At 36.2% G+C, this 12,235-nt stretch carries 13 protein-coding genes and 1 riboswitch; all 13 genes read right to left on the bottom strand.

All coding sequences use genetic code 11. The features are described 5' to 3' along the window. Window positions 1-124: 124 nt before the first annotated feature. Window positions 125-1,192: a cobalt-precorrin-5B (C(1))-methyltransferase CbiD gene (gene cbiD / locus Q0E71_RS05430; RefSeq protein WP_294796817.1), complete on the bottom strand. Its 1,068-nt coding sequence runs from the start codon at window positions 1,190-1,192 to the stop codon at window positions 125-127. Beyond that, window positions 1,189-1,818, bottom strand: coding sequence for a precorrin-8X methylmutase (locus Q0E71_RS05425; RefSeq protein ID WP_294796815.1), 630 nt, complete (start codon window positions 1,816-1,818; stop codon window positions 1,189-1,191). Before Q0E71_RS05425 ends, cbiD begins: the two co-directional genes overlap by 4 nt. Next, window positions 1,808-3,109, bottom strand: coding sequence for a cobyrinate a,c-diamide synthase (locus Q0E71_RS05420; protein WP_294796814.1), 1,302 nt, complete (start codon window positions 3,107-3,109; stop codon window positions 1,808-1,810). The genes Q0E71_RS05425 and Q0E71_RS05420 overlap by 11 nt, the downstream gene beginning before the upstream one ends. Then, a complete protein-coding gene (locus Q0E71_RS05415; RefSeq protein WP_294796812.1) occupies window positions 3,106-4,122 on the bottom strand; it encodes a histidinol-phosphate transaminase in 1,017 nt (338 codons plus the stop codon). The genes Q0E71_RS05420 and Q0E71_RS05415 overlap by 4 nt, the downstream gene beginning before the upstream one ends. A gap of 3 nt (window positions 4,123-4,125) precedes the next feature. Then, window positions 4,126-5,502: a sirohydrochlorin cobaltochelatase gene (locus Q0E71_RS05410; protein ID WP_294796811.1), complete on the bottom strand. Its 1,377-nt coding sequence runs from the start codon at window positions 5,500-5,502 to the stop codon at window positions 4,126-4,128. A gap of 156 nt (window positions 5,503-5,658) precedes the next feature. After that, window positions 5,659-5,830, bottom strand: a riboswitch (cobalamin riboswitch). A 197-nt stretch (window positions 5,831-6,027) separates the two neighbouring features. Beyond that, window positions 6,028-6,987 (bottom strand): adenosylcobinamide-phosphate synthase CbiB, encoded by a 960-nt coding sequence (gene cbiB, locus Q0E71_RS05405; protein ID WP_294796809.1) that lies wholly within the window; start codon window positions 6,985-6,987, stop codon window positions 6,028-6,030. Beyond that, window positions 6,968-7,807 carry a cobyric acid synthase gene (locus Q0E71_RS05400; protein WP_294796808.1) on the bottom strand — a complete coding sequence of 280 codons (840 nt, stop codon included), beginning with the start codon at window positions 7,805-7,807 and terminating at the stop codon, window positions 6,968-6,970. The genes cbiB and Q0E71_RS05400 overlap by 20 nt, the downstream gene beginning before the upstream one ends. Next, a complete protein-coding gene (locus Q0E71_RS05395) occupies window positions 7,808-8,215 on the bottom strand; it encodes a hypothetical protein (RefSeq protein WP_294796807.1) in 408 nt (135 codons plus the stop codon). 2 nt (window positions 8,216-8,217) lie between these two features. Beyond that, window positions 8,218-9,567: a sensor histidine kinase KdpD gene (locus tag Q0E71_RS05390; RefSeq protein ID WP_294796805.1), complete on the bottom strand. Its 1,350-nt coding sequence runs from the start codon at window positions 9,565-9,567 to the stop codon at window positions 8,218-8,220. Continuing rightward, a complete protein-coding gene (locus Q0E71_RS05385) occupies window positions 9,557-10,234 on the bottom strand; it encodes a response regulator transcription factor (RefSeq protein WP_294796802.1) in 678 nt (225 codons plus the stop codon). Before Q0E71_RS05385 ends, Q0E71_RS05390 begins: the two co-directional genes overlap by 11 nt. Before the next feature lie 89 nt (window positions 10,235-10,323). Beyond that, window positions 10,324-10,608, bottom strand: coding sequence for a glutaredoxin domain-containing protein (locus tag Q0E71_RS05380; RefSeq protein WP_294796800.1), 285 nt, complete (start codon window positions 10,606-10,608; stop codon window positions 10,324-10,326). A 440-nt stretch (window positions 10,609-11,048) separates the two neighbouring features. After that, window positions 11,049-11,348 carry a DUF2089 family protein gene (locus tag Q0E71_RS05375; protein ID WP_294796798.1) on the bottom strand — a complete coding sequence of 100 codons (300 nt, stop codon included), beginning with the start codon at window positions 11,346-11,348 and terminating at the stop codon, window positions 11,049-11,051. A gap of 144 nt (window positions 11,349-11,492) precedes the next feature. Further along, window positions 11,493-12,116, bottom strand: a complete 624-nt coding sequence (locus Q0E71_RS05370) for a hypothetical protein (RefSeq protein WP_294796796.1) — start codon at window positions 12,114-12,116, stop codon at window positions 11,493-11,495. Window positions 12,117-12,235 lie beyond the last annotated feature (119 nt).

Below are 12,235 nucleotides of genomic sequence, written 5' to 3'. Positions count from 1 at the left end.
ACCTTTACCAGCAGCAGGTGGAGCAATAAAAACTATATTCATTATTTATAACTCCTACTATAATTTCTACTTACAAGTTGATTTTCTATTTGATTATATGTTTCAAGCGCTACTCCAACAACTATTAACAATCTAATACTCCTTTTTCAAACGAATATACTTTTACGCTGGCTTCAAGCGCCTCATCTTTTAGATAAGTTTTAACTCTTTTCGCGCAGCCCTCTTCCATAGCGCACAAAACGTCCTTGTAGCCTGCATCATAAAGGTAATTGTAGCACTTTTCTGCTGTGATAAAGGCATCCACCTTTTTAATGAGCTCATAAGGCTTATTCAGCATCGCAAGGTAATATACAAAGGCCTCCATACGTGTGTCGGCGTTCTTTGAGTGCGTGTTAAATACACCAATTGATAGCTTCGCAAACTTACCTATGTGACCCACGAGCGTAATCTTTCTAAAACCAATTTCATACGCCATCTTAAGCGAGTCACCGATGTAATTACTCGTTAAAACAACATTTTCCTTTATACCAATGCTATTAGCCTCTTTAAGGCCGTGACTGCCTGGCGTAAGAACGATTTCCCTCGCGCCCTTATCGAGGTAAAGCGTTTTTATCTCAAGCTCTATAGTTTTAAGCAGAGCATCTTCGCTCATAGGTTTAACTAGACCAGTCGAACCAATTATCGAGATGCCGCCTTCTATACCGATGTTTGGATTGAAAGTCTTCTTGCCGATTTCAACACCCATGGGAGTAAATATTGTAACGTCAGCGCCTTTATCAGTTAAAAGCTCGACCTCTTTAGTAATCATCTCTCTTGGCACTTTGTTTATGGCGTATTCGCCCTTTTTGCCGAAGATTGAATCATTTGTATAAACGCCGACGCCTTCGCCGCCCTTGATAATGACCTTGCCATCATCCCTTAAAGCAACTTTAGAAAAAATCTCTATACCATTAGTTTGGTCTGGGTCATCGCCAGCGTCCTTTATAACCGAGCTTATGGCGTAGCCATCACCCTTTTCATTTGAGTTGATGGCAACGTTAATTGTTTCATTGCATGGCAAATCTATGTCGTATTCACTAACTGGAGCATCCAATAGATTTATAAGCGCCGCATGTGTTGCAATAGCTGCGCAAGTGCCAGTTGTGTAGCCATATCTAAGGCTTTTGCCATCAACTATATCGTATTTATTCATTTTCTATATAAAATATATAAAAGCGCGTTAATTATTGATGCTGCTACGTTTGAGCCGCCTTTGTTGCCCACTGTCGAGATTTGAGCTATTCCTACTTCTCTAAGTGCTTCCTTTGATTCAGCCGCGCCTACGAAGCCGACTGGCACACCAATTATTGCCTTTGGATGAATTTTTTCTTCTTTAATCAGTTCTATGATTCTATATAGAGCTGTTGGTGCGTTGCCTACTGAGTAGATGGCGATGTCTTCACCTATAGTCTTGTCTATTGCTTGATAGCTTCTTGTTGTGCCCTTTTCTTTAGCAAGCTCCCTTACATCGTCGTCCTTGATATGGTTAATAATCTCGCAGTTAAGCTTCTTTAAACTATTTTCATTGACGCCAGCCATAGTCATCCTTGTATCAGTATAAATTTTGGCACCATTCTTAAGCGCGTCAAGCGCTTCATTAAGAAAATTATTTCTTATATCAATTATGTTCTTATAATCAAAATCGCCTGTCGAGTGAATCATTCTCTTCACAATAAGCTTTTCAGTATCAGTAAATTTTGTTCCTACAAGCTCCTTATCGATTATGTCCATACTTGTGTTTTCAATATTCATAGGGTTATTGTCGTAATTATACATCATTTTCACCTCTTAAACTATCTATCTTTTTATAAAAATATTCTTCATCTTGAACGAAGGAAATGTTTTGCTCAATCGCAACGACTCTTTCATTTGCAAAAGAGCTCGTCCAAGTATCCTCTCTATATGGTTTTTCTACTTTAAATAAATTAAATTCATTATCATTTAAACTGCTCTTATGAAATTCTTGTGAATGGAAAATTTTGTCCGTATCAAATAAAAAATTCTTTCTTAATGGATTTAGATAAGCGTAACCAAAGTTGTGCAGCCTCTTTTCGCTAATAGCCTTGCCTTTTATAAGGCCAAGCATCTTGTGCTCGTTAAAGCTTTCTGCTAAGAAGTAAGTCGCTTCGCCCTCGGTAAATATTTTTCCGCCGTTTTCATAATATTTCTTTATGCTTTCTAAGGACTTTGATTTTTCGATTATCTCTAAATAATCTTTTAAGTTGCCGCCGCCAATGTAGAGTAAATCTGCTTCAGGCACTTCTTCACAATCTAAGACTGAAAAATACTTCACAGTAAAATATTTTTCAAGAAAATCTATATTCTCTTTGTAGTAGAAGTTAAATGCTTTGTCATAAGCTATTGCCACAGTGGCCATTGACTTTGGAAAATCTTTTTTCTCTTCTGTCTTTGCCACTTCGAAATATTTTAAAAGCTTTTCTAAATCTATTGACTTTTCTAACTTTGCAGCTATCCTGTCAAGCTTCTCGTCAAAAGCCTTTATGTCACTTGGTAGTTCTAGTCCAAGATCCTTATCTTCTATAGCAAAGTCCTCGTCCATTTCAATGTTACCAAAGACTTCTAAGCCAAGTTCTTTTTCAACTAGATCCTTATATATCGAATATAGTTTTGCATGCGTCTTATTAAATATAACGCCAACTATATTATCAGCGTAGTCCATAAATCCTTTTAGCTTTGCAATCAGCGAAAACATCTCGCCCTTTGGAGTAAGTACTAAAACTGTTTTAAGCCCCAAAGCCTTTGCGTTGGCATAAGTTGATGCCTCCATCGTATTATATATGCCGTCTAAGTAGCCCATGACGCCTTCTAAAACGCAGTAGTCAGCATCGCTTGTTCCCACTTCAGTCGCTCCATCCCTTTGCATAAAGATGTCAACATTGCCATAATCACCCTTAGATGCGAAGGAGCCGAGCCTTGAATCGATAAAATCGGGTCCGCTCTTAAGGTACTTCACTTTATTATTATTATTTGCAAGCAGTCTTGCCAAAGCTAAACTTATAGTTGTCTTGCCGCTATTTGAGTTCATTGCGGCTATGCATATGCCTTTCACTTCTCTATCTCCCTTAGTTTTTCAAGTAAATAATCATTCTCTTCGCGAGTCCTTATTGCAAGGCGCACATAATTATTATCAATGTTCTTGTATCCTTGCATCCTCCTTAGAAGTATACCCTTTTCGAGCATAATCTTATACATTTCTTCGTCTGTAAATTTTTTTAATTTAAGTAAATAGAAATTTGCATCGCTATCTATCATCTCAAAATTTTCAAAATCTTTGTATAAATTTTTTAATCTATTTCTCTCTTCTTGATAATATTTTTTAGTTTCACTTAAATATTTTTCGCTATTTGCCAATAGTTTTGCTGCTTCATTTTGTATAAAGCCAGTCGACCAAGCAAGGCTCAATTCATCATAGTAGTCCTTAAAGTCCTTTGCCGCATAGGCAAAGCCAAAGCGCACGCCAGGCAAGGCAAAGGTCTTAGTCATGGCTCTGACTACAATCACGTCCTCGCCCTTAAATAATTTTATGCTGTCATAATCATGCATAGTGAACTCAATAAAGGCTTCGTCAAGTAAAAGTGTCGCTTCATGCTCTTTACATATCTCTTGCGCTTTGATTAATTTTTCCTTCTTAAGCAGCCTGCCATTAGGATTATTTGGGTTAGTGAGGATTAGTAAGTCGCCCTCCTTTAAGAAATTTAATTCGTCAAAATCTATTTTAAAATCTTTATAATTTATTCTAATCAGTTCTTTTTTGTAAACACTCGCTCTCAGCTCGTACTCATAGAACGAAGGGTCAAAAATAACCACTCGACCCGCCCTGTGTATCGCCCTATCAATTATCTCTATAGATCCATTGCCCAAGATAATATTAGACGCATCACAAGCCAAGTAAGTGGCTACATTATTGATTGCTTCCCTCGCCTTTATGTCGGGATAAACATTGACATGGTCAAAGTCATCTCTGATAAAGGAGAAAAGTCTTTCGTTCATATTAAATACGTTAATGTTAGAGCTGAAATCTATGAGTTTTTTGTCATAATCATAAAAATTGGCTCCGTGCATAATTTACTTCCTTTTCTTTAAGTAGAATAGCGATATATAGTCGTTATCCTTGCGTATTTCATCTTCGTTTGTAAGATACATTTCGTTTGGCATCGATATCCTCTTAAAATATTCTGCTTCGTAAGTATCTTTAAGCTTTAAAACGGCATCCTTGTTCATAGAAGCCTTAAGTATAACAGCTCTGTCAGGCTTTGCCGCCTCAACGAGCTCTGTATTGTCGCTTATTACAAGGCTCTCGCCCTTTTCAATAAGCGGCTCTAGGTTCATGGCAGTCAGTGCCACAAAGGATGGCATGCCATTAACTAAATTTATATTTATCTTCTTATCAAGTATCTTCGTTAGGTTCATAGGAGTCGAAAAAACTGCCGCATCGCCTATAGTTATGAAGCTCACGTCTCTATATTCAGCTAAGACTTCTTCAAGTTTTAGTTTTAAATCATTATATAATTCATCGCTTACATTTTTCATGTCAAATGGCATCTTGATTATGGGCTTGTCGTCAATGTAGCTCATAACTGTGTCAAGAGCGAGATTACGGCCTCTATTGTCAAGAACAAAGACAGCGTTTGTATTTTTTAAAGTAAGTATAGCCTTAACAGTTAATAGATCTTCATCGCCAGGTCCAACGCCAACTATATTTAGTAGCGACTCTTCCATCGCCTTAACCTTTTCTATGCAGTCGTTTAAGAAATAATCTTCTTCGCCAAGGCCCTTGTCAATAAGTTTTACCTCGTAGCCAAGCTTTTCTAGCCTTGACTTGATTGAGTCATCATCGTCAGATGCAATATCCTGAAGCATGTGAACGCCAGAAACTAACATAAATGGTCTTAAATAAATTATCTTAGTGTCCTTAGATAAATTTTCTACCACGCTATCAAGATCAAGCTTGCCTTCAATGCTCATCATGTGATATTTATTGTTATGCGCTCTGAACGCTTCGTCAATATCTTCATATATCCTATCTGCGATGTGATCAGTACCATGACCCACGTAGATGAATTCTTCATCGTCCTTTAGTTCCATGGTAGTCATATTATCAAGCTGCTTCATTATGTCCTTAGAGTTACTGATAAATGGCGACGTAAGTCTATTTGAAACCTTTTTAAGCTTCTTGTACTCTTTACCTGGAATGATGTTTGTCGAAACGACTCTTATGTCTTTGTAGCCTGCTTCCTTAAGCTTATTAATAGCCTCGCACTCATCATTAAAAGACATGCCCTTCTTCTCAAGTATCTTCTTAACTATCCTTGAAGTGAAGCATATCTCTACATCACAGTCCTTAAATTCATTTTTAAAGCCACTGACAAATTTGTCAATAACTCTCTCGTGCTCTCTAAGCCTTGTTGTACCAAAGAAACTTAATAATATTGCCTTTTTCATATGACCCTCCATAATATGTACTCGAGAGAAAAGGAAAAATAGGAGAAGCGCGCCCTTTTCTCTCGCCGGTTTTTGGAATAAAAAAATCCTTGAATAGGGGTTTCAAGGATATAAAACATACATATTGAGTAAGTTTTTCCTTCCCACCGAAGAAGTAACTTTATACGAACGTTCTAAAGATATCCTGACTTATAGCTCAACCTTGTCTAAACCTTCCCAGTTTCCCAGTGGTATACATAGACTCGTCACTAATTACAGTAGCGGGGGCTGTGCTGGATTTACACCAGCTTCCCTTTTTAGCGAACATTCAAAAATTACAAATATATAATATCATATATAAAAAGTTTTTTCAAGTATATTGATAAATTTTTTATTATTTTTCTCTTATTCGTGATTCAAAACACGGACAATGGCATTTGAGTGCTATATAATATCAACGTACTTTTCAAAAAATAATTTCCTAAAAATTTAGCTTACAAAAAATGCAGAGATGTAAAACGATTGTTTTGACATAACTGCATTTTTTTATTTTAATATTAATTTTAAATATATAGCAGCGATTACTATGACTAATAAGGCAAGTGCCTTATACATCGCCCTTATGGTGAAGTAAACGCCACTACTATTCACAGCGCCATCTATATCGCCAATATATGGTTTATCGACTATCTTAGAAAAATATTTGTGTGGTCCGCCTAAACGAATTTTTAAGAGTCCCGCTATAGGCGCTTCGAGGAAGGCGCTGTTTGGACTTGCGTGTGCATATCTATACTTAAAAAACGTTTTGCATGCATAAAAAATATTTTTGTTAAAGATGTTCGTGATTAGTATAAGAAGCGCACTTAATCTTGCTGGCACTAGATTGACTAGGTCATCTATCTTTGCCGCGAAAAAGCCAAGCTCGCCATACTTTTCATTCTTGTAGCCCCACATCGAGTCCATGGTATTGATAAATTTATAAACCAAGCCAAGTGGTGTATATATCGCTATATACATAAGCGGTGCTATGACGCCATCTGAAGTGTTTTCAGCGACTGTCTCTATACACGCCTTAAGTATTTCTTCTTCACTAAGTTCACTTGTGTCACGACCAACTATGTAGGAGAGTCTCTTGCGTCCTCTCTCTAGCGAATGTCCTAGCTCTTTTACTACCATGTCTGCTTCGAAGTGAAGTGAGCGTGCTGCTAGGCAGACGTATACCATGTATGAAGTGTAGATTAGATATAAATATTTATTAATCTTAAATAATATTATTGCTAAGTAGCCGAACAAAAAGGCTAGGCTTATGTTAAAGAGTACAGCGACTAAGCCAAGTGCTTTCAAAAAGCCGCCTCTTGCCCCTGTCCTGCGAATTAATTTTTCTTCAAAACTAATGACATTGCCCATAACCTTAACTGGATGAAAAAAGTTATATGGGTCCCCTAAGATTAAATCAAGAACAACGCCTATAAGTATGGCGATGAGTTTATAAGCCAAGTATTGCATTTAACTTATCTATATCGATTGCTTTTGCGAAAACATCGGCAAGTCTATCGATCTCTTTATTCATCGCATCGTGCTCTGCCATGTGAGCGTTGACCGCCTTCTCGTAGTCATGAAGCGAGTCTTCGTCCGCTATCTCAAGCTTTGTGTATGGCACTATGCCGAGACAGTCAAGGCCTGTTAGCTCATGAAGCTTTTTTATGCCCTCATCAAGTAGGCTCGCGTCGCCCCTGAATTTGTTTATGATGTATCCCTTTATTCTCGATCTATCTTTTTCATCAAGTATCATGTATGTGCCGTAGATTGACGCAAATACGCCTCCCTTATCAATATCAGCGACGATTATTGCATTAGTGTCAGCAAGTTCAGCCATACCAGTATTTACAAAGTCATCTTCAAGTAGGTTTATCTCAGCTGGTGAGCCGGCTCCTTCTATAATCATGACGTCATATTTTTTCTCAAGCTCTTCAAAAACTTCTTTTACCTTCGCTTTTAGCTCTTTCTTAATCGAGTAATACTCCTTTGTATTCATGTGCTTATATAGTTTGCCAAGCACATAGACGTCACTACCTGTATCTGACGATGGTACTAAAAGTATCGGGTTCATGTACTCGTCCGCCTTGATACCAGCGGCGTAGGCTTGTATTGCTTGCGCGTTACTAATAAGTTTTCCGTCTTGAAGCTTAAATGAGTTTATCGACATGTTTTGCGATTTGAAAGGACATACCTTGTAGCCCTTATATCTGTAGTAGCGACACATAGCAGTCGCTATCGTTGATTTGCCTGCAGACGATGTCGTTCCATATATCATTATCTTTGCCATTTAAAATTCCTCGTTATTGTATTCTATAGTGCCTAAATCAGTTTCAATTGAAATCAAATTCTTCTTCCATTCTCTATATTTAGCCACTTCTTCGCTTATAGACTTAATTAGTATCGATACGCCAAATATTTTCGAAGCTATGGTGAAAAATGCATTTCTCTTAAATGAATTTGGATACAAAACTATAAGTAGACCAGAAATGATAAATACTAAATTCTTATTGTCAATGCCCTTGTACTTGCCATTGTAATAATCTTTGACAAGGTTCAAAAAGTCATTCATTAGGTCTTGGTACTTAGCAAAATCAGTATTAGTTTTGATGGCTTCACCTATGCCTTCAATCTTATTCATGGCCTCATCCTTATTGAAATTACCAATGTTCATGTCGTTTAAAAAATCAAAGTTCATATCTACACTCCCTTTTTTAATACAAAATAAAAATTCGATCCTTTTCCGTAACTGCTCTCTACGCCAAACTCTGCCTTGTGAAGCAAAAGCACTTCACGTGCGATATATAGGCCAAGGCCTGTCGCGTACTTTTTGAGCTCATGGTTAGCGCTCGAGATGTAGTAGCGGTCCCAAACCCTCTTGATGTCCTCTTCCTTGATGCCCGTGCCGTGATCAATAACCTCGTATCTAACGCCATTTGCCTCTTCAGTGATCCTCACAAGAACATCTTCATCCTCATTTGAGTAGTTCAGTGCGTTTGATAAGTAATTATATATAACGCTTCTGATCTTCTTCTCATCAGCCATGACTATGGTATCGCCACTTACGTTTAATTTAATTCTTTCTCTATTTTCAGCAGTATTTAATTTATCTATAAGCTCTTTGGAAATGGCTTCGAGCGAAATTCTTTTTAATTCAAGTTCACCAAGGGCACTTACGTTCTTTGATGCTTCAAGCATCTCGTTAATCATGCCGTTTAGCCTATCTGCCTCCGTGATGATGGTGTCGAGATTCTCTTCACGCTTTTCTTTATTATCGCCTGTTATGTCCTTAATCATCTCAGCATAAGACTTAATCACGCTTAGAGGCGTTTTGAAGTCATGCGAAACATTGGCAATGATATTCTCACGAAAGTCCATAGTCCTCTGTAAATCTGCATTTGCGCTTTCAAGGCTCTTCTTTAGCTCTTCAATCTCTTCATAGCCGCCCTCTTCTTCTATGGAAAAGCTCTTTGTACCCAAAAATTTGGACGCTTCTGAAAGATTTTTGATTGGCTTAGTAAGTTTCTTTGCCAAAAAATATGAAAGAGCAAGAGCCAAAACTATTGCCACGAGACTTATGTATAGTAGTTCTTCCTTTAGCATCTTTTTTACTGATCCATCTTCATCAAGATTGTCAATTAGCTTCATATATAGTTTTGCATTAACTGTTTCGTATCTCTTTAAAAATACAAGGTACTCTCTATCGTCATGCTTCTTGATATAATCCACACTATCTTCATTACTTTTGACAAAATCAAGGTCTTCCTTGTCAAGCTCAAGTAAATAATTTGGGTACAAAACTAAACCATTCTCATCATAAATAATTATGCCGAGCCTAGTTTTGCTCGCAACGCTATTTAAATACGAGACGAGATCAGTTCCTGAATAAGAAGAAATTTCTTTTTCAGTGTTTTGAATGAGCTCCCTCTTCTTTTGCGTGTATATCTCTTTGAAGAAAACTATGTTAAATAGCCACATTGTTGATAGTATCAGTATCGTGAATATCAAAAAGTAGCTGATTAACTTTGCAAATAATGATTTATTCTTCATCTTTTTTCTCCAGTTTATAGCCATAGCCGCGAACTGTGCTGATTATGTCCTTCTCAGAGCCAAGTGAGTTTCTAAGCATCTTGATGTGTGTGTCAACAGTTCTATTGTCCCCGAAGAAATCATAGCCCCATACATTTTCAAGTATCATATCGCGCGATAGAGCAATGCCCTCATTTTGAGCTAGATAAGCTAATAACTCATACTCTTTTGGCGTTAAATCCAATTTTTTATCATTGATATAAGCTTCTCTCGCATCGAAATCTATTTTCAAGCTGCCATTCGTGTAAATATTTGCCTTTGCATCGCTTGTGTGCCTAGCTAAAATCGCCTTAACCCTTGCCATAACTTCGCGCGGGCTAAATGGCTTAACAACGTAATCATCGATGCCTATCTCAAAGCCATAAAGCTTGTCGTACTCCTCGCCTTTTGCGCTAAGAACAAGAACTGGCACGTCTTTTACTTCCTTAATCCTCTTGTAAGCCGAGAAACCATCAAGCTTAGGCATCATTATATCTAAGATGATAAGGTCTATATCATTATTATTAACTTTGTTAAGTGCGTCGATGCCATCCATGGCCTCGATCACATCATAGCCGTTAATGACGGAGTACTCCTTAAGTACGTTTCTTATATTTTCATCGTCATCAGCTATAAGTATAGTCGCCATATCATCACCTCTATCAATTTTTACCCGATAATAATCTTTTTAAACGCTTTATATGCAAGTAGAGCCTTGCATTAACAAGGCTCATGTAATTATTTTAAACTGTCTAGATAGTCTTTAAGCTCATCAATATCTAGTATGGCTCTTTCGTTGTCACCAAGTATAAGAGCTGGTATTCCGATGTTGCCAGCAGCTTTTGCTCCGTCGAATTCACTCATTGTGTCTCTTGCCTTTAAAAACTTTTTCATGCTCGCAAGATTTTCTGTTATGTCAAGGTACAAGAAGCGTACGCCTGATTCCTCCATCACTTCTTTGAATGGTCCGCAGTCTGGACACATAGAGCTACCGAAAACTATCTTCTTTTGTACTTTACTCATATCATTTCTCCTTTACTTTAATTTTTCTCTTCGTCTTATCTTAATTGTAATGGTAATGGCAGTTTTTGTCAAGAAAAAAGAAAGAGCTAAGTTAATAGATCTTTCTTTATAAAACACTTTATAAATCTTTAATATTCATCCTATCAATTTCAGAGTTAGAATTATTTTTATGTTTAAATATAAAATATATTACTAAGTAAACTACTGTTAATATATTAGCACGTATAAATATACCTAAAACACTCATTAATAACGGTCTGACCTTAAATCCATTTGGCACTACATAATTTGCTAATACAAGCAAAGAAAATATAAAACTTAGTGATGGAAGAATTAAGCCGAGATACTTGCTTTTTTGCTTAGACAAAAACACCTGTAAAAATATCGACAATATTAATGCAAATACAATTATTATCATAGTAGTTATAAAGTTTTTCATTTTATTCAACCCCTTTTTCTTTCTTATACTCTGAAACTAGTATCTTAGCCGTTTCAAAATCAATTTTATCATTAAGAGCTAATCTCTTAATTAAAGAGACGTACGGTTCGCTCTCAGCATCCTCACTAATTTGTATCTTTTGTATAAGCCTATCAAGCCTAAGCCTAACTGTTGGATAAGTAACATCATATTGTTTTGCAATCTCTTTTAATGATCCAGAGGCTAGTATAAATCTCTTTATAAAAGAAATGTCTTCATCTTCAAGATTTGCCATCCATTCTGGAACTATATTTATTGCCATAATATCACTCCTTCTTTAATTATATTAAGTATAACATTTAATATTGTTAAAGTCAATAGTAAAATTTATTTTAATTTTATTTATATAAACGATAATTTTTGCGCAAAAAAAGAAAGACCATATAGATCTTTCTTCATATAATTATTAATTTGATAATATACCAAGCTTATCTGAAATAAATTCTTGCTTGCCGTCTCCATCTATCTTTATGGTGTAGACGCTTTGTACGTCATAGCCCTTGCCACTGTCCCCTTTTTTCATTAAAAGCACGGAATATAATCTGCCATCATCAATATCATACGTAAGTTCTGTAAGTATCATATCATCTTCTTTGTGTGCCGCTTTTTTATTAAGCTTCACTTCATTAATAAAGCCAGACTTAAAGTTTTCAAGCTCTGCAATCTTTTCTTTGATGTACTCTTCATCATTTACTTCATTAAAGGCTTTATTAAAGTCTTTATCAGATACGAATGAACTTGGTGCTTTCCAATCAAAGTCTTTATAGTCTTTTTCAAGAGCATATTCTTTGCCTTCATTCCACTTTGTAAAATCAATTTTAAATATAGGTATCTTAATATTATTTTCTATGCTGATATCTTCAATCGCATCTCTATCGACGTTATCCAAAACTATATCATGCTCTTTAATTTTCTTAATATCATCTAAACTCACCTTGCCTGCTGCAATTATGACAGGCTTCATCTCACTTGTATCGACATAGTTAATACCATTTTCCCTCTCAAGCTTGTAATCATTAACTGTTATCACTATAGACTTAAGAAAGAATTTATAATAAATTTGATAGACTAATATTTGTTAGTAAAGATAACAAAGAAAATTTTGAAAAAATATAAAAAAATAATGAAATAAAAAAAGAAGTAGTATAT

Origin of the sequence: uncultured Fenollaria sp. (assembly GCF_934202865.1) — a bacterium.
In the GTDB taxonomy this organism is placed as follows: domain Bacteria; phylum Bacillota; class Clostridia; order Tissierellales; family Peptoniphilaceae; genus Fenollaria.
This window is presented reverse-complemented; position numbering and strand designations above follow the sequence as displayed.

Coding starts and splice junctions, on each gene's coding strand:
- cbiD (WP_294796817.1), bottom strand. CDS start 1,192: ATGAATAAATACGATATAGTTGATGGCAAAAGCCTTAGATATGGCTAC.
- Q0E71_RS05425 (WP_294796815.1), bottom strand. CDS start 1,818: ATGATGTATAATTACGACAATAACCCTATGAATATTGAAAACACAAGT.
- Q0E71_RS05415 (WP_294796812.1), bottom strand. CDS start 4,122: ATGCACGGAGCCAATTTTTATGATTATGACAAAAAACTCATAGATTTC.
- Q0E71_RS05410 (WP_294796811.1), bottom strand. CDS start 5,502: ATGAAAAAGGCAATATTATTAAGTTTCTTTGGTACAACAAGGCTTAGA.
- cbiB (WP_294796809.1), bottom strand. CDS start 6,987: ATGCAATACTTGGCTTATAAACTCATCGCCATACTTATAGGCGTTGTT.
- Q0E71_RS05400 (WP_294796808.1), bottom strand. CDS start 7,807: ATGGCAAAGATAATGATATATGGAACGACATCGTCTGCAGGCAAATCA.
- Q0E71_RS05395 (WP_294796807.1), bottom strand. CDS start 8,215: ATGAACTTTGATTTTTTAAACGACATGAACATTGGTAATTTCAATAAG.
- Q0E71_RS05390 (WP_294796805.1), bottom strand. CDS start 9,567: ATGAAGAATAAATCATTATTTGCAAAGTTAATCAGCTACTTTTTGATA.
- Q0E71_RS05385 (WP_294796802.1), bottom strand. CDS start 10,234: ATGGCGACTATACTTATAGCTGATGACGATGAAAATATAAGAAACGTA.
- Q0E71_RS05380 (WP_294796800.1), bottom strand. CDS start 10,608: ATGAGTAAAGTACAAAAGAAGATAGTTTTCGGTAGCTCTATGTGTCCA.
- Q0E71_RS05375 (WP_294796798.1), bottom strand. CDS start 11,348: ATGGCAATAAATATAGTTCCAGAATGGATGGCAAATCTTGAAGATGAA.